Here is a 15,539-nt window from a genome sequence, read left to right as displayed (position 1 = left end):
CGGCCATCATTGGCCGCAAATGTAGTCCCGATGCTAGGGTCGCCCGCCGGGAAAAACACCAGTGGATTCCACTCGACTTTGGCTGTCTCTATACCTGATTCGTCTCCGCAGTACTCAGTTTTTCACTGAAGCTGACTCATGGTGATTCGGTGCACTTCTGTCACACAGCTCTCGGGGCTGCAGCCAAGCTGCTGTTATTTGCAGGCGAAGTTGTAGTCGAGGCCGCTTGAGACGTATTGCGTCAGCGCCACGCGGCTGCCCGGTGTGAGCCCCGGCAGCGCGCAGTTCGACTTTGCGCCGTTCAACGTGCGGGCACCGGCGAGCCAGCTGGGAAGCCCGGCAAGGCTGCTGCTGGAAGGCACGGTGCCCGCGATCTGGCCCCACTGGTAGCCCGTGGAATAGATCCCAACGTCGGCGCCGATGCTTTCGAAGTAGTCGGTCATGCCTTCCAGGTCAGCCCGGTTGGCTTCCTTGTCCGGCTGCCAGCTGTTTTCCGTCTCCACGTCCAGCCACCAGAAGTGGTCCTCGGGGTTGTCCACGCCACGCAGCACGGCGTCGTCGTACGCTTTGGCGTAGCCGTACATATAGGCGCAGGCCTTGTCGTTCTTGCCTTCGCACTTCCCGTACGGGTTGTCCACTACGGTGCCCGAGTAAAAGTTGGACGAGGGCCACCAGGAACCGGCCAGCCCGGGATTGGCGGTGTTCACGTAGAGGGCCACCCGCGGCTGGGAGGTGGCCTGAGGATACTTGATGGTCAGTTCAGCCCAGTCCAGCTGCGCCTGAAGGCAGGGATTCGTGGTGTTCGCGAGGCCGTTGTTGACGCCGACAATGGCAAAGGCGAGACCGGAGGGGAGCGTCTTGCCGCACTGCGGCCAGGAAACGTCGATGCCCACGGGATCGGAAGGCCGCGGCGGCCCCGCCGTCGCCGGCGCTCCCCCGAGCACCATCAGGGCAAACGTAGTCGCAACGGACAGAACCATCTTCAACATTGACGCGGCCATACCAAAGTTTACCCCCGGCGCCTTTCGTCAGCCGGGCATTTGCCGCGGGCACCAACCATGTTTAGTGACGCCGGCGGACGTACGGTTAACGCCGATTACCTCGTGTATCGCCCGGTTTCCAGGTGCTTTGACCGGGTTTCCCCCCTGCCGGATAGTTGCTCGCACAAGCATCAAATCCGAGACTCCAAGGGGAAACCATGTCCCGTTTTTCATTCAAGCCCGGCGTCACCGCGGCGCTGGCCGCCACCACTTTGCTTGGCCTGGCGGCGTGCTCCGACCCCGGGGCGTCGGCTGCAGCGGGCTCCGCGCCGGCGTCGTCCGCCACGGGCGTCAAGCAGTTCAACCTCTCGCCGGAACAGGACCGCGTGACGGTAGCCGTGGACCCGGCATCAGCGGCGCTGGTGCCGGAATCCATCAAGAAGGACGGCAAGCTGACAGTGGCCGTCAGCCCGTTCGCCGCCCCATTGGCCGTCTACGCCACGGACAACAAAACTCCCGTGGGCAACGAAGTCGATATCGCCGTCGCCCTGGCCCAGACGCTGGGCCTCGAAGCGGACATCATTCCCACCGCCTGGGCCGACTGGCCCCTCGGTGTGGAGTCCGGCAAGTACGAGGCCGTGCTGTCCAATGTCACGGTGACCGAGGAACGGAAGCTCAAGTTCGATTTCGCCAGCTACCGGGACGACAAGCTGGGCTTCTATGCCAAGGCCGACAGCTCCCTCGCCAAGGTGGAATCGGCACCGGACGTTGCCGGCAAGCGCGTGATTGTTGGGTCCGGGACCAACCAGGAATCCATCCTGCTGCGGTGGGATGAGGAGAACAGGAAGAACGGCCTGGCGCCGGTCGAGTTCCAGTATTACGACGACGACTCCGCCTCCTCACTCGCGTTGCAGTCCGGACGCGCCGACCTCACGTTCGGACCGAATGCCACGGCGGCGTTCAAGGCGGCCTCCGATGCGAAGACCAAGCTCGTGGGGCTGGTGGACGGAGGCTGGCCGCTGAAGGCGAGCATCGCCGCCACCACCAGGAAGGGCAACGGCTTCGCGGCCGCAGCCCAGGCAGGGCTCAACCACCTGATCGAAGACGGCAGCTACGCCAAGATCCTTGACCGCTGGGGCCTCACTGCGGAGGCCGTCCAGAAGTCCGAACTGAACCCCGCGGGCCTGCCCAAGAAGTAGGCCAGGCCGCGGTGGGTCCGTCGGACGCCACCGTGGAAAACGCCGGGACTGCGGCGTACGCTCATGGCATGACCCCACAAGAGCTCGCCAACCTGGCGCACCTGCGCCGGGCACGTGACCTGATTGACAGGGACTACGCCCACGCCCTGGACGTTCCCACCATGGCCCGCAAAGCCCTGATGTCACCAGCGCATTTTTCGCGGCAGTTCCGTGCCGCGTACGGCGAGACTCCGTACAGCTACCTGATGACCCGCCGGATCGAGCGGGCCATGGCACTGCTCCGCAGTGGCATGGGCGTGACCGATGCCTGCATGGCCGTGGGCTGTACGTCGCTCGGATCCTTCAGCTCACGCTTCACCGAAATCGTGGGAGAAACCCCCAGCGCGTACCGGTCCCGCGGGCACAGTGCGGTGCAGGCGATGCCCGCCTGCGTAGCGAAGATCAGGACGCGGCCCACCCGGCACAGCGGCGGGACCGAGGAAAGTGCCCAAGCCAGCAGGATTGAAGAAGCGGCACTCACGGCAGCCGAATAGCGTAATTGCATGAACATTTCACTCCAGTACTGCAACATCACAGTCAACGACACCGAAAAAGCCCTCACCTTCTACCGGGACGCCCTGGGCCTCGAGGTGCGCAACGACGTCGCCTCCGGAGGGTTCCACTGGGTGACGCTAGGGAGCGCCGCCCAGCCGGACCTCGAGATCGTGCTCTCCGAACCGCATGCCGGCCGTTCGCAGGAGGACGGAGACATGATGCAGGAGCTCCTCACCAAGGGCGTCCTGCCGATGCTCGTTTTCCGCACCGACGATCTGGACGCCATGTTCGAGAAAGTCCGGGCGTCCGGCGCCGAGGTAATGCAGGAGCCCATCGACCAGCCTTGGGGGCCGCGCGACTGCGCCTTCCGGGACCCCTCCGGCAACATGGTCCGGATTTCCCAGGCGCCGAAAGCGTAACTCTCCCTATCCACACGAATCCCCCGCCGGATGGTCCGGCGGGGAATTCTGGTTTGATGGGCTGGGCGCAGGCATGCTCCGGCGGGCTGGCCCAAGCAAGGCCCGGTGGGCGAGCGCGGTTCCTCTAGAGATACTGTTGCCAGACAGTCAGCTGCAGTTTCACGGTATCCGCGGCTGATTCCCTGTCAACATCTCCCACTTCCGTGCCGGACACCTCGTCACCCACCGGCTTTAGACCCTCGCTTCCGACTTTGCGGACGAGGGGGCGGCATCCGCGTCAGCGGACTCCGCTTCGGGACGCACCGGAGTGGCGATGCCCAGGTTTTCGCGCAGCGTACTGCCGGCGTACTCCGTGGGGTAGACCCCACGTTCCTGCAGCGCCGGCACCAGGTGGTTGACGATGTCGTCCAGGCCGGTGGGGATGAGCCACGGCGAGATGTTGAAGCCGTCCACGGCGCCGGTGCGGGCGTACTCCACCAGCCGGTCGGCCACTTCTGAATAGGACCCATTGAAGGTGGCGTCCACGCGGCTGGTCTTGGCGGAGACGAACTGGCGAATAGACAACCCCTTCTCCTTGGCTTCGGCCCGCCACTGGTCCGCGAGCTGCCGCGCCTTGGCGCCGTGGAAGCCGCTCCCCCGGGTCTCTGAGGTTTCCTCCACGGCCGGATCGATCTCCGGAAGGGGGCCGTCGGGATCGTATTCGCCAAGTTCCCGGCCCCAGAACTGTTCGAGGTAGGCGATGGCCTGCTGCGGTCCGATCTGGAGGCTTCGGACCCAGGCCTTCTTCTCCTGGGCCTCCTGCGGCGTGGCTGCCAGGATGAACTCGCTGGCCGGCATGATCTTGACGTCGTCGGCGTTCCGTCCTGCCTTCAGGGTCCGGTCCACGATGTCGCTTCGGAACGTCAGGGCGTCGTCGAACTTCGGGTGCGCCGAGAAGATGACGTCTGCCTGCCGGGCGGCGAAGTCGCGCCCTTCGGGAGAATCGCCGGCTTGGAACAGCACCGGCCGGTACTGGGCGCTGCGCGGCAGGCGCGGCGTGACGTCCACGGTGTAGTGCTGCCCCTCATTGACCACCCGCCGCCACTGCCCGGATACGGGATCATGGGCATCCCAGATCCGCTTGGCCGTCTCCACGAACGCCTCGGCGTGGGTGTAACGGTCGGCGTGGTCAAGGTAGCCGCCGCGTCTGAAGTTTGCGCCGGTCCAGGCGTTGTCCGTGGTTACGATGTTCCACGCAGCGCGGCCGCCGGAGAGCAGGTCCAGCGAGGACAACCTGTGCGCCAGGTCTGCGGGATCGTTGTACGTGGTGTTCTGGGTCGCGACGAGTCCGATGTTCGACGTCACCGATGCCAGGGCGGCGAGCATGGTCTGGGCGTCCGGGCGCCCGGCAACGTCCAGTTCGTGCGGGCGGCCGAGGTGCTCGCGGAGCCGGAGCCCTTCGCCCAGGAAGAAGGCGGCGAACAGGCCCCGCTCCGCCGTCTGGGCAATGCGGCGGAATGATTCGAAGTCCGTCTGGGATCCGGATTCGGCGGCCTTCCAGATGGTCCCCGAGTTGACGCCTTGGAAGAAGATGCCGAACTGGAGCTTGCCGCTCGGCTGGTATTTAGCACGGGCGTGCTGTGTCATGGTTTCTCCTCAGTTTCCGACGGCGGTTGCGGCGTAGCGGCTGGCTGGCCGTTCGAGGCCCAGCAGGTCCCTCAAGGTGCCGTCCCGGGAGACCGGGGCCAGGACTCCGCGGCGGCGAAGTTCCGGCAGCACCAGACGGGACAGTTCCTCCAGGTCGACAGCTAGCCCGGCGGGGTGCAGGCGGACTCCGTCAGCCACTTCCAGCAGCTCGGCGAGCAGCTCGGCCAGTGCAGCCGGGGATCCGGCGAAGCGCGCCCGGACAGTGCCGGACAGAGCGGCGTCAGGCTCCAGTCCGGCAAGCCGCTGGGCGGCGCTTTGCCCGCGGGCATCCAGGACGACGTCGAGCTCCACCACGACGGCGGGCGCCCGGCCGCCCAGCCGGTCCCTTACCTCGCGGACCTCGTCCGCGAGCAGTTATTTCCACACCCAGCTCTGGCCCCTGATCGCCAAGGATGCCGGCTACGGGTATTACCGCGAACTCTTCACGGGGTACCCGGAACGCGTGAGCATCAGCTGGGACGAGTTTTCGGACCGCTTCGCCGCACTGGACTGGTACAGCCCGGACCGCGAGCGGCTGGTGCTCGAGTCGGTTCCGGACGCTGAATTCCACCTGGACTTCGAGCAGCTGGACCGGCCCCTTACAGGGTTGGATCCTGCCGGGCGGGACTTTAGCGGACCCGACGACGTGCAGCGGGCCGTGGCCGGCTACATCGAGGACGACCTCCGGCTGCGGACCAGCCCGGACCACTCGGAGACGCTGGCCCTGTTCACCGCGCTGCTCAAGGTCTACATGGACCTGGGCCGGCTGGTGCCGGCCGAACGGCTGAACGCGCAGTCGCAGCAGGCGGTCCATGGCTGGTGGCACGGCTTCTTCAGCTTCGTTGACTCCGGCCCTCCGCCGCAGCGGTTACGGCAACTGCTGGCACTCCACCGTGCAGGCCACCTGCAGTTCCTCGGGCCAGGGCTGGAGATCACCGCCGATGAGGCGTCCGGGAAGTTCGTGGCCAGCTCCGCCCACGGCGCCAGACGGGTGTCGGCGACGGCCCTGATTGAGGCCCGGCTGCCGGCGCCCGCCGTGGCAGGCTCCGGGAATCCGCTGCTGCGATATCTGCACAGCTCCGGGCTGGGCAGCGAGCAGACTCTTCTCACTGCCGACGGCCTCCATGCCACGGGTCGGCTGCTGGTGTCCGGGGCCAACGAACTCGTCAGCCCGCTCGGCGAACCCAACCGCACCCTGTTCGCCGTCGGTCCCAACACCTCCGGCTGGGGCGCCGGCGCCTTTGCCCGCCCCGGAACGAATGCCGCTCCCTTCCGGGAAAACGACGCCCTGGCGCGGCGGATCCTGGGCTTGCTGGCACAGGAGCTGCGGGGTGACTCTGAACATGGCGAACATGAACGCGGTGACGTTGAAGCGGTGGCTGTCCCGGCCGCCTCGGGAAAGGCTCAATCATGGAACAACTAACCGTCCCGCCGGCCCGTGTGCAGGAGTCGGCGCTGACTGTGCTCAACCTGCCCATGCATGATGCGCGGGTCCGGCCGCTGTTGGACGAGCTCGCGCGGGAGTACGACGCCCGGTACGGGAACCTGTTTGGACGGGGAGCGGCCGCCGAGGAGCTCAACCGCTACCCTGCGGCTGAATTCGCCGCGCCCGGCGGTGCATTGCTTATCGTCCAGGAGAACGGCGAATCCGTAGCGGGCGGGGCCTTCCGCCGGCACGGGCCGAAGACAGCGGAGTTCAAACGGATCTGGACCCATTCGGCACACCGCCGCCGCGGGCTGGCCCGGTTCGTGCTGGCCGAGCTTGAAAGCCTGGCAGCCCACCGCGGCTACAGCCGGGTGTATTTGACCACCGGCCCGCGGCAGCCCGAAGCGAAACACCTCTACCTGAACTCAGGGTACGAGCCGCTGTTCGACCTGGCCGCAGATCCCGAGACCATCAAATTCCTGGCTTTCACGAAAGATCTGGAGCCGCGCGGCTAAGCTATCGGCATGGCCATCAAATCCACTGCAGATAAAGTCGCCACCATCCAAAAGGGGTACACCCTCGAAGGCGCCACCATCGAACTGGGAGCCGCAATCGTCGACGGCGAACTCCACAAGGATGCCCCCGTCCGGCTGCCCCTGGCCATGATGAACAGGCACGGGCTGGTGGCCGGCGCAACAGGCACGGGCAAGACCGTCACGCTCCACATGATGGCCGAGCAGCTCTCCACCGCCGGGGTTCCGGTGTTCCTGGCCGACATCAAGGGGGACCTCTCCGGGCTGGCCACCGCCGCCACGGGCACCGAGAAACTGAAAGCGCGCACGGACGGCATCGGCCAGGCCTGGGCGGGCAAGACTTTTCCGGTGGAATTCCTGGCCCTCGGCGGGGACGGCAACGGCATCCCCGTCCGTGCCACCATCACCTCCTTCGGCCCCATTCTGTTGTCACGCGTCATGGAACTCAACGACACCCAGGAATCCAGCCTGCAGCTCGTCTTCCACTTCGCGGACAAGAATAATCTGGAACTGGTCGACCTCAAGGACCTCCGGGCCGTCATCCAGTTCCTCACCTCGGACGAGGGCAAGGACGAGCTGGAGGAACTGGGCGGCCTCTCCAAGGCGACGGCCGGCGTCATCCTCCGCGAACTGGTGACACTCGAGGCCCAGGGCATGGAGGCTTTCTTCGGCGAGCCCGAATTCGATACCGCCGAACTGCTGCGCACGGCTCCTGACGGCCGCGGCGTCATCACCTGCCTGGAACTGCCCACGCTGCAGACCAAGCCCATGGTGTTCTCAACCTTCCTGATGTGGCTGCTCGCGGATCTCTTCGAAGACCTGCCCGAAGCCGGTGACTTGGACAAACCGAAGCTGGTGTTCTTCCTCGACGAGGCGCACCTGCTGTTCAACGACGCCTCCAAGGCGTTCCTGGAGGCCATCACCACCACTGTCCGGCTCATCCGGTCCAAGGGCGTCGGCATTTTCTTCGTCACCCAGACGCCGAAGGATGTTCCTGCGGATGTCCTTGGGCAGCTGGCCAACCGCATCCAGCACGCGCTGAGGGCATTCACCCCGGAGGACGCCAAGGCCCTGAAAGCCACCGTGTCCACGTTCCCGGTGAGCGACTACGACCTCGAAGAAACGCTCACGTCAGCCGGCATCGGTGAAGCCGTTATTACGGTGATGAACGAGAAGGGCGCCCCGACGCCGGTCGCCCTGACGCGGCTGCGGGCACCGGAGTCGGTGATGGGTCCCAGCAGTGACGAGTTGGTCAAGAGCACAGTGGCCGGTTCCGCCCTGCTCGCCAAATACGGCACGGCGGTGGACAACATTTCAGCTTACGAAAAGATCTCGGGGAAGAGCGCGGCGCCCACCGGCGCGGCAGCCCCCGGCCAGCCGCCCACACCGTCCACGGGCGTGTTTGTGCCCAACAGCCCATTACCCGGCGGCCCCGTGCCAGGATCCATGGACCAGGCTGCGGTTGACGCTGACGCCCGCCGCATCGAGGAAGAAATCCTGGGACGGCCCAGCAGTAGGCCGGCTCCGGCACCGGAACGGTCGCGGAGTGCGGAGCGCACGGCGCCGCCGGCCCGGCAGGAATCAGGCGGAGGAATGGTGGGCGACCTTGCCGGAGCCCTGGGCGGCGCGCTCGGCGGTGGCCTCAAAAGCATGGCCCGCTCGCTCGGAACACAACTGGGCCGGGAGCTGTTGCGGGGCGTTTTCGGCACCTCCTCCCGGCGCCGCCGCTAAGGCCGGCCTGCCGCCGTCGGACTGCCTGACACCAGCGGGACGGTGTCATAAGGGACTGCCTCCACACCTGCTTTCAGGCGCCTTACGGGTAACGTAAGGTGCGTGCAGATGAGTCAAGCGTTGGTGAGGATCGCGGCCGGGTGGCTGCTGGGCCTTATGCTTGCCATCGCCGGAGCCGTGGTGGCGGTCAACCTGGTGAACGCCTCGGTGTCGGGTCCCGAGCAGCCCGTGCGCGAATACCTGGACGCTTTGCAGAAGGGCGAGGGCGAAAAAGCGCTGGGTCTCCTGCGCGCTTCCGTGCCGCAAAGCGACGCCTCCATGCTCGACGGAACAGCGCTGCAGACGGCCGCTTCCCGGGTGACGAACGTGAACTTCGGCGAGACCCAGGAGCGCCCCGGAAACCAAGTCATGGTACCGATGGAATACACCATCGACGGCAGCAGGTTGAGCACCGAGTTCCTGCTGGAGCGGACCGGGACCGAATGGCTCTTCTTCAATAAGTGGGCGTTCGTGCCGGCCACACTGCCCGTCCTGGAAGTCACCGTGGTGAACTCCAGCCAGGCAACACTCAACGGCGTACCGGTAAACATGCCCAACGGCCGCAATTCCTTCGCGGTCTTTTATCCCGGCGAGTACGAGGCCAGCCTGAACGGCGAATACTTCGCAGCCGCGGCCAGCCGTGCCACGGTGTCCGGCCGTGACATTCCCACCGCCCCGCTGAGCCTCCTGACGGAAGCCACCCAAGGGTTGAAGGACGCCGTGGGTGCCAAGGTCAAGGAATTCCTGGACACCTGTGCCGCGGAGGCCGTGAAGGAGCAGAAGCTCCAGCCCGACTGCCCGTTCTACCACGCCACGTTCAACCGCGTAACGCCGGGAACCATCGACTGGAGCATCAGCGAGTACCCGAAGGTGTCCATTGAGCCCTTCGGCGGCCGCTGGGTGGTGGCCCCGCTTGACGGGAAGGCACGGTTGAAGGCGCAGCAAACCGACCTGTTCAGCGGTGTCGTGGCGGACCTGAATGTGGAGCACGACTTCAGCTTCACCACCCGGCTGGACGTTGACGGTGACACCATCAGGGTCACCCCGCTCCTCAGCTACTAAGCTGCCGGCGGCCCCTTAGCTAGTGGGGCTCGGCGGCGCTGACGCCGTCACGCGGCGCAGTGTTTTACTCTTGCGAGCGGCACCTGGGCCCGAAATTCCGCCGAAGCCGATTCCTGGGCCGCTCATAAGCGTGGATCCAGTGACGACGCGATGCTGTCAGGGCTGCCTGCCACGACGCCCGGCAAGCACCGCCAGAACCTCGGTCAGCATCTGTTGGGGACGGTGCACTACGTCCGCATAGTAATAACGGAGCACTGTGTAGCCTTGCACCACATACCGGTTGTTCCGATGCTGGTCCTTCTTCACCTGCCGCCAGTCACCGTGGTGGCGCCCGTCCAGCTCGACCACCAGCCAGCCATCCAGCAGCGGGTCCACATACCCGACGCCATCGACGTAGACCTGCGTCTCAACCGTGATCCCTGCTTGCCGAAAGCACTTCCTGGCCAGGGTTTCCAACATGGACTCCAGCACCCAGAGTCCATGAAAAGGGGCGGCACTCACACAGGTAAAGAGCTGGCGCCGCAGGATCAGTGCCAAGTGGGCAGGATTCGCGGACGGGAGTGCATAGATTCCACGAGCAGGCTGGGTGGCGATGCCGGCCCTCGAGGCCCTGCGCAAGGCAGCGTCGTCCACTCCGAGTCGGGTGAGAACGGGCCGTCTCGCCGCTCCCCCGCACGCGGCCAACGCATCCGACACATCCATGCCGTCATCCTGCACACCGCGGGGGTCGCACGAGTACCCGGGGTCGCTGCTATGTGGAAATCCTCTCTGCCCACATCCGTCGTCACCCCGTGCAAACTCTTGCTGGCGGACCGTCACCTGCACCTTGGATTCTCGGCGTCTACTGGTCTCAATAGCGCCAAAAGGCTGCAGCCCGTGACGCCTGGTCGCGGGCTGCAGCCTTTAGTGGTGTGTTGGCAGAGCCTCAGTCCATCCCGCGGAGGTCCAGGACCAGCTCAGTGTCGCCGTCGGCCTGCAGGACCACCGGGATGCCCCAGTCCTGCTGGTACAGGTGGCAGGCTGCGTGATCGGGGATCTCGCCGTCGGCCGTCTCGGGGCCGTCACAGGCCGCCGCGCGCGCCGTAATGTGAAGCACGCCCTCCGGCACGTCGGCGGAGAGCTCCAGCGTCCGCTGCAGGCCCACTGACGTTCCGCCGCCGGCCACCAGCAACTCGTGCGGGGTGGAGGAGATCTTCAGCTGCGTGGGGTCGCCCCAGCGGTCGTCGAGCTTCTGCCCCGTGGGCGCTGTGAAGCGGACCGTGAGCTCCAGCGTTCCGGGCGCTACAGGGCTCTTGGGCCGGTGTGTCTGCACGGCGCCCTCGTCCACCTGCTGCGCTTCCTTGGGGATGGGCACGTAGATCAGCTGGTGCTTGTTTGCTTCCACCACCACCAGCAGCGGCTCGGAGCCGGCAGTGTGCGTGTGGTCCACAATCACGTCAGACGGCTCGGAGAGCCCCCGGGCCAGCGTGGACATGGTTCCGGTGGCGGGGTCGTAGCGGCGGACGGCGCCGTTGTAGGTGTCAGCGATGGCCACGGAGCCGTCCGGCAGCACGGTCACGCCGAGCGGGTGCTGCAGCCGCGCCTCCGCGGCCGGTCCGTCGCGGAAGCCGAAGTCGAACAGACCCTTGCCGACGGCGGTCTCCACGGTGACCGTACCGGCGTCGTCGATCACCAGTTTGCGCAGCGCGGATGTCTCGGAGTCAGCCACCCAGATGTTGCCGTCGGCGTCCTCGGCCAGGCCGGACGACTGGGCGAACCAGGCTTCGTGGGCAGGGCCATCCTGGAGGCCTTCCAGCCCGTTTCCGGCCAGGATGGACACGACGCCGGACAGCGGGTCGAAGCTGAAGATCTGGTGGACACCGGCCATGGCAACCACCACGGCGTTGAGCTTGGCGGACCACACCACGTCCCACGGCGAGCTCAGCGCCACGTCCAGGGGATGGTCGGTGAGTCGTCCGGTGAAGCCGGCGGCATCCTCATCCACCCGCGCCGGCCCGGTCTCCAGCAGGCGCTGCACGCCGCTGCCGACGAGTGTGGTGACGGTTCCGTCCGCGAGGGACAGCCCGCGCAGGCGGTGGTTGACGGAGTCGGCAATCACGACGTCGTAGCCGGTCTTCGCTGCCACGTCTTCCGGCAGGAGGACAAGGCCCTGCGGTTCGTTGAACTGTGCGGCGGGCCTGATGGAATCGACGTCGGCGCCCGGGCCGTCAGCGTGGCCCTTGGTCCCGGAGCCGTAGGTGCCCAGCACGGTGTGGAAGTCGGTGTCCAGCTCCACCAGGCGGTGATGACCGGTGTCCGTGACCAGCCAGGAGCCGGAAGCTTTCGCGCCCGGCTTCCCGCTGACTGGCTTCCCGGCAGCAGTGCCCCGGCCGGCCGGGAGGAAGAGGGCCTTGCCCGGGAAACGCAACGTGCCCGACGTCGGCTCCGGCGCCACGTACGGGCCGTTGCCGCGGTGGAGGGTCCCCTTCGCCTCGTGCACGGCGATGAGTTCGGGGATGAGCACGGACAGGCCGTCAGCGTGGCCTTCGCCGGAGAGGTGGGCCACGATGTAGCCCTCGGGGTCGATGACCACCAGCGTGGGCCAGGCGCGTGCCGTGTAGGCCTTCCAGGTTTCCAGCTCGGGATCATCCAGCACCGGGTGGTGGATCTCGTAGCGCTCCACGGCGGCGGCGAGGGCGACGGGATCAGCCTCGTGTTCGAACTTCGGGGAGTGCACGCCCACGGTCACCAGGACGTCGGAATATTTCTCTTCGAGCGGGCGCAGCTCATCGAGCACGTGCAGGCAGTTGATGCAGCAGAAGGTCCAGAAATCCAGGAGCACGATCTTGCCGCGCAGGGCTTCGAGGTCCAGGGACTTCCCGCCGGTGTTGAGCCAGTTACGGCCCACCAGTTCGGAGGCGCGGACCCGGTGGTGGGTGCGTACGGTTTCGCTCATCAGCGTCCTTCCAGCTTTGAGTTGCGGTCAGCCAGCTTGGCGTCGCGTTCAGCCAATTTGGCAAACATATCGTTGTAAGCAGTGAGATCGGCGTCGTTATTCCTGTCCGCGGCCCGATCGGTGCGGCGGGTCTCGCGTTCATCGGACCTGGACCACATCACGGCGACACCGATGGCCACCAGCAAGGTGGGTACTTCGCCGATGCCCCAGGCCACTGCGCCGCCCATCTGCTGGTCGAGCAGCGCGGAGGGTCCCCAGGGCCGGCCGAGGTTGCCGAAATAGTCCGCGGCCAGCAGCCCGGTGCCGCCCATGATTGCCACTCCGAAGAAGGCGTGGAAGCCCATGGTGGCCAGCAGGAGCAGCAGGCGCATGGGGTAGGGCGCGCGGCGGGGCAGCGGGTCCGTGCCGATCATGCTCAGCACGAAGATGTAGCCGGTCAGTGCAAAGTGCAGGTTCATAAGCTCGTGGCCCACATGGTCCCGCATGGCATAGCCAAACGCGTCCGAGTAATAGAACAGCACAATGGAACCGGCGAAGTTGGCCGCGGCGAAGAGCGGATGCGTGACCAGTTGGGAGAACTTGGAATGCACAAACAACAGCAGCCATTCGCGGAGGCCCCGCGAGCCGTCTGCCCGGGCCGCCAGCGCCCGCAGCGCCAGAGTCACGGGGGCGCCAAGCACCAAGAAGATCGGAGCCACCATGGTGAGCGCCATGTGGTCCACCATGTGCGCGGAAAACAGCACCCGGCCGTAAACCGCTGGGGGGCCGGACGTGATGTAGGTGAGGACCAGCAGGCCGATCACCCAATTGACGGAGCGGAACCAGGACCATTTGTCGCCCCGGCGCAGGACCTTGGCCACCCCCAGGAAGTATGAAACCAGGCCAAAAACAGCGACGGCGATCCACAACCAGTCCAGGCGCCATTCCGTGAGCCAGCGTTCCGGGGTCAGTTCCGGCGGCAGTTCGTAGCCCGAGAGGATGAACGCCGGAGACGCGTCCGGGGCGAACGTGGTGGGCTGCGGCGGTGCCGACCGTCCCAGCGCAACGGCGATGCCGGAGGTGGCACCCATGATCAGCAATTCCGCTATGACCAACTGCCAGAGCACGCGCCTGGAGGATAGCGCGGACCCCTTGCGGTGGAGTTGAGGGATGACCCACTGGCGGTGCATGAGGCCGATGCCGCCCAGCATGAGCGTGGCCACGGCCTTGGCAAGCACCATCTGGCCGTAGGCGGATCCGAACAGATCGTGCCAACTGGTGATCCGGATGCTCGCGTTGATGACACCGGACGCAAACACCAGGATGAAGGCGAATCCGGCCAGGGAGGAGAACCGGCGGAGCGTGGGTTCGGTGATGTCCGCCTTGGTGGCTGCCTTGACGCCGGCGGCGCCGGTCAGGATGCCTGACAGGACGGCCAGCATGATGATGCCGCCTACCCAGGCGGACACGCCCACCAGGTGCAGGGCCAGGGAGTTGATGGCGCCTTCATGGTCGCTGGAGCTCGAGGAGTGGCCGATCAGCGCGATGGGCACCATCCCCACCAGCGACAGGACAAGCGTGATGGCAAGCCCGGCCAGGGAGCGCACACCAAAAAGCGCGGTGGTAACCACGGCAGCCACGATGGTGACGGCGAGCCAGGCGCGGCCGGTCTCGATGTCCGTCATGAAGTAGACGAGAGCACGCGTGAACTCGGCATCACCGGAGAGGGACTGGCCTGCCACGTCCGAGTACGTCAGCACCAGCACCGCAATCGCGGACAGCGTCCAGGCCGCGCCAGCAGCAGCCGCCACAGCCAGTGCGCGGGAGAATGCCGGGTGCTCGGGGGCGCTGGTGTCCTTGGACCTGGAACCGCTGGCGTTGCGCGGCAGGATGCCTACGGCGAAGATCAAGCCGCCGATCACTGTGGCCAGGGATACGTTGTGGACGGCTTTGCTGATGGGGAGCCCCCAGCGGATCAGGGACCCGGGATCGGACACTTCCCGTGCGGCGGCTGCTCCGGAGAACAGCAAGGCGGCTGCGAGGCCGAGGAAGAGCGCTGCAACACCGGCGAACTGCCAAGGCCCGGAAATGCCCGCAGCACCGCCAGCTGCCCCAGTCTTTCCCGGAGTGGGGGACGGCTGCGGAAGTGTGGGGCGGGATTTTGCTGCTGAGGGCACCTATCCATTGTCCGCTACGGGTGCCTGCGCCGCGAATCGGGGCGGGTGGCCAAACGCCAAGAGGGCTGTTAACGCAAAGGGAGCGGCAACCCTGAGGTTGCCGCTCCCTTTCAAGCGTTGGACGCCGGATGCTACTTCTTGGAGACAGCAGCCTTCAGCTTGGAGCCAGCGGTCAGCTTGACGCTGTGGCCAGCGGCGATCTGGATGGTCTCGCCGGTCTGCGGGTTGCGGCCGGTACGGGCTGCACGGTCGGTGCGCTCAACTGCGAGCCAGCCCGGGATGGTGATCTTCTCGCCCGCGGCGACAGAGGTCTCGAAGACCTCGAACAGTGCATCCAGCACGGAGTTGACGGCTGCCTGGCTCGTGCCGGCCTTGCCTGCTACCTCTGCAACAAGTTCACTACGGTTCTTAGCCATTTATGTCCTCCTGGACGGTCATGATTTCTGGAGCCTGAACGCGGCATGCGCACAAGCCACTGTTCGAAAACTTACCAGCTTGCCGCGGTCAGGTCCGCAAATTCCGCGTGTTTCCGCCATTTTTTGAGGTAAATCACCGGTTTTGAGGCCTTTTGGGCCCTTATTTCGCCATCAGCGGACGTCCCCCAGCTCACGCGTCAACGCTCGCGAACCTCCCCAACGTCCGCTGCCCCCTCCCGCTGTCCGCCACAGCAACGCTCTCTCACTTCCGGGGTGAAATTCACCGACGCTCTCTCACTTCCTGGGTGAAATTCACCGATGCTCTCTCACTTCCTGGGTGAAATTCGTGGATGCTCTCTCAGTTTGTGCTGAATTACGACGGCGGTGTGGGGCTTGGGTGCCGCTGGCCGGTCTTTTGCGGGAAGTGAGAGAGGGTCTGCCCGG

At 66.0% G+C, this 15,539-nt stretch carries 12 protein-coding genes and 3 pseudogenes; 7 read left to right on the top strand and 8 right to left on the bottom strand.

All coding sequences use genetic code 11. From position 1 onward, the window contains the following. Positions 1-194: 194 nt before the first annotated feature. Complete coding sequence (locus J2S97_RS19910) at positions 195-989, bottom strand: hypothetical protein (RefSeq protein ID WP_307051668.1); 795 nt, start codon at positions 987-989, stop codon at positions 195-197. Between the two features lie 209 nt (positions 990-1,198). Here J2S97_RS19910 and J2S97_RS19905 point away from each other — a divergent pair, with 209 nt between their 5' ends. The 3 genes from J2S97_RS19905 to J2S97_RS19895 all read left to right on the top strand — a co-directional run bounded on the left by J2S97_RS19905 (position 1,199) and on the right by J2S97_RS19895 (position 3,132). Then, complete coding sequence (locus J2S97_RS19905; protein WP_307051667.1) at positions 1,199-2,179, top strand: ABC transporter substrate-binding protein; 981 nt, start codon at positions 1,199-1,201, stop codon at positions 2,177-2,179. A 68-nt stretch (positions 2,180-2,247) separates the two neighbouring features. Next, positions 2,248-2,712, top strand: a complete 465-nt coding sequence (locus J2S97_RS19900; protein ID WP_307051666.1) for a helix-turn-helix transcriptional regulator — start codon at positions 2,248-2,250, stop codon at positions 2,710-2,712. Positions 2,713-2,721: 9 nt separating this feature from the next. Then, the gene (locus J2S97_RS19895) at positions 2,722-3,132 is read left to right on the top strand and encodes a VOC family protein (RefSeq protein ID WP_307051665.1); all 411 of its coding nucleotides are present in this window, start codon (positions 2,722-2,724) and stop codon (positions 3,130-3,132) included. A gap of 231 nt (positions 3,133-3,363) precedes the next feature. Here the strand turns inward: J2S97_RS19895 and J2S97_RS19890 are convergent, their stop codons facing one another. Together J2S97_RS19890 and J2S97_RS19885 are read right to left on the bottom strand one after the other, a co-directional pair. Continuing rightward, positions 3,364-4,758, bottom strand: a complete 1,395-nt coding sequence (locus J2S97_RS19890; protein WP_307051664.1) for an NtaA/DmoA family FMN-dependent monooxygenase — start codon at positions 4,756-4,758, stop codon at positions 3,364-3,366. Between the two features lie 9 nt (positions 4,759-4,767). Beyond that, positions 4,768-5,172 (bottom strand): annotated as a pseudogene (locus J2S97_RS19885) (LLM class flavin-dependent oxidoreductase); the annotation flags it as partial. A gap of 4 nt (positions 5,173-5,176) precedes the next feature. On the opposite strand from J2S97_RS19885, the pseudogene J2S97_RS19880 reads away from it, so the two are divergent. The 4 genes and pseudogenes from J2S97_RS19880 to J2S97_RS19865 form a co-directional block, all read left to right on the top strand. Continuing rightward, a pseudogene (locus J2S97_RS19880) lies at positions 5,177-6,220 on the top strand (hypothetical protein); the annotation flags it as partial. Continuing rightward, entirely contained in the window at positions 6,208-6,738 is a 531-nt protein-coding gene (locus J2S97_RS19875; RefSeq protein WP_307051663.1) for a GNAT family N-acetyltransferase, read from the top strand. The pseudogene J2S97_RS19880 and the gene J2S97_RS19875, both read left to right, overlap by 13 nt. 9 nt (positions 6,739-6,747) lie before the next feature. After that, complete coding sequence (locus tag J2S97_RS19870; RefSeq protein ID WP_307051662.1) at positions 6,748-8,487, top strand: helicase HerA-like domain-containing protein; 1,740 nt, start codon at positions 6,748-6,750, stop codon at positions 8,485-8,487. A 108-nt stretch (positions 8,488-8,595) separates the two neighbouring features. Then, positions 8,596-9,588, top strand: coding sequence for a hypothetical protein (locus J2S97_RS19865; protein ID WP_307051661.1), 993 nt, complete (start codon positions 8,596-8,598; stop codon positions 9,586-9,588). Positions 9,589-9,744: 156 nt separating this feature from the next. Here J2S97_RS19865 and J2S97_RS19860 read toward each other — a convergent pair whose 3' ends face one another. The 5 genes and pseudogenes from J2S97_RS19860 to J2S97_RS19840 form a co-directional block, all read right to left on the bottom strand. Continuing rightward, entirely contained in the window at positions 9,745-10,125 is a 381-nt protein-coding gene (locus J2S97_RS19860; protein WP_307051755.1) for an endonuclease domain-containing protein, read from the bottom strand. Positions 10,126-10,155: 30 nt separating this feature from the next. Further along, positions 10,156-10,290: pseudogene (locus J2S97_RS19855) on the bottom strand (hypothetical protein); the annotation flags it as partial. A gap of 223 nt (positions 10,291-10,513) precedes the next feature. Continuing rightward, entirely contained in the window at positions 10,514-12,523 is a 2,010-nt protein-coding gene (locus J2S97_RS19850) for an NHL domain-containing thioredoxin family protein (protein ID WP_307051660.1), read from the bottom strand. Beyond that, positions 12,523-14,679: a cytochrome c oxidase assembly protein gene (locus J2S97_RS19845; RefSeq protein ID WP_307051659.1), complete on the bottom strand. Its 2,157-nt coding sequence runs from the start codon at positions 14,677-14,679 to the stop codon at positions 12,523-12,525. The genes J2S97_RS19850 and J2S97_RS19845 overlap by 1 nt, the downstream gene beginning before the upstream one ends. A 131-nt stretch (positions 14,680-14,810) precedes the next feature. Beyond that, positions 14,811-15,095: an HU family DNA-binding protein gene (locus J2S97_RS19840; protein ID WP_011693739.1), complete on the bottom strand. Its 285-nt coding sequence runs from the start codon at positions 15,093-15,095 to the stop codon at positions 14,811-14,813. Positions 15,096-15,539: the final 444 nt, after the last annotated feature.

It is taken from the genome of Arthrobacter oryzae (assembly GCF_030812315.1).
Classification (GTDB): Bacteria; Actinomycetota; Actinomycetes; order Actinomycetales; family Micrococcaceae; genus Arthrobacter; species Arthrobacter oryzae_B.
This window is presented reverse-complemented; position numbering and strand designations above follow the sequence as displayed.

What these genes read in the sequence shown, in the direction of transcription:
- J2S97_RS19850 (WP_307051660.1), bottom strand. Translation starts at nt 12,523, where the DNA reads ATGAGCGAAACCGTACGCACCCACCACCGGGTCCGCGCCTCCGAACTG.
- J2S97_RS19910 (WP_307051668.1), bottom strand. Translation starts at nt 989, where the DNA reads ATGTTGAAGATGGTTCTGTCCGTTGCGACTACGTTTGCCCTGATGGTG.
- J2S97_RS19870 (WP_307051662.1), top strand. Translation starts at nt 6,748, where the DNA reads ATGGCCATCAAATCCACTGCAGATAAAGTCGCCACCATCCAAAAGGGG.
- J2S97_RS19890 (WP_307051664.1), bottom strand. Translation starts at nt 4,758, where the DNA reads ATGACACAGCACGCCCGTGCTAAATACCAGCCGAGCGGCAAGCTCCAG.
- J2S97_RS19905 (WP_307051667.1), top strand. Translation starts at nt 1,199, where the DNA reads ATGTCCCGTTTTTCATTCAAGCCCGGCGTCACCGCGGCGCTGGCCGCC.
- J2S97_RS19840 (WP_011693739.1), bottom strand. Translation starts at nt 15,095, where the DNA reads ATGGCTAAGAACCGTAGTGAACTTGTTGCAGAGGTAGCAGGCAAGGCC.
- J2S97_RS19895 (WP_307051665.1), top strand. Translation starts at nt 2,722, where the DNA reads ATGAACATTTCACTCCAGTACTGCAACATCACAGTCAACGACACCGAA.
- J2S97_RS19875 (WP_307051663.1), top strand. Translation starts at nt 6,208, where the DNA reads ATGGAACAACTAACCGTCCCGCCGGCCCGTGTGCAGGAGTCGGCGCTG.
- J2S97_RS19900 (WP_307051666.1), top strand. Translation starts at nt 2,248, where the DNA reads ATGACCCCACAAGAGCTCGCCAACCTGGCGCACCTGCGCCGGGCACGT.
- J2S97_RS19865 (WP_307051661.1), top strand. Translation starts at nt 8,596, where the DNA reads ATGAGTCAAGCGTTGGTGAGGATCGCGGCCGGGTGGCTGCTGGGCCTT.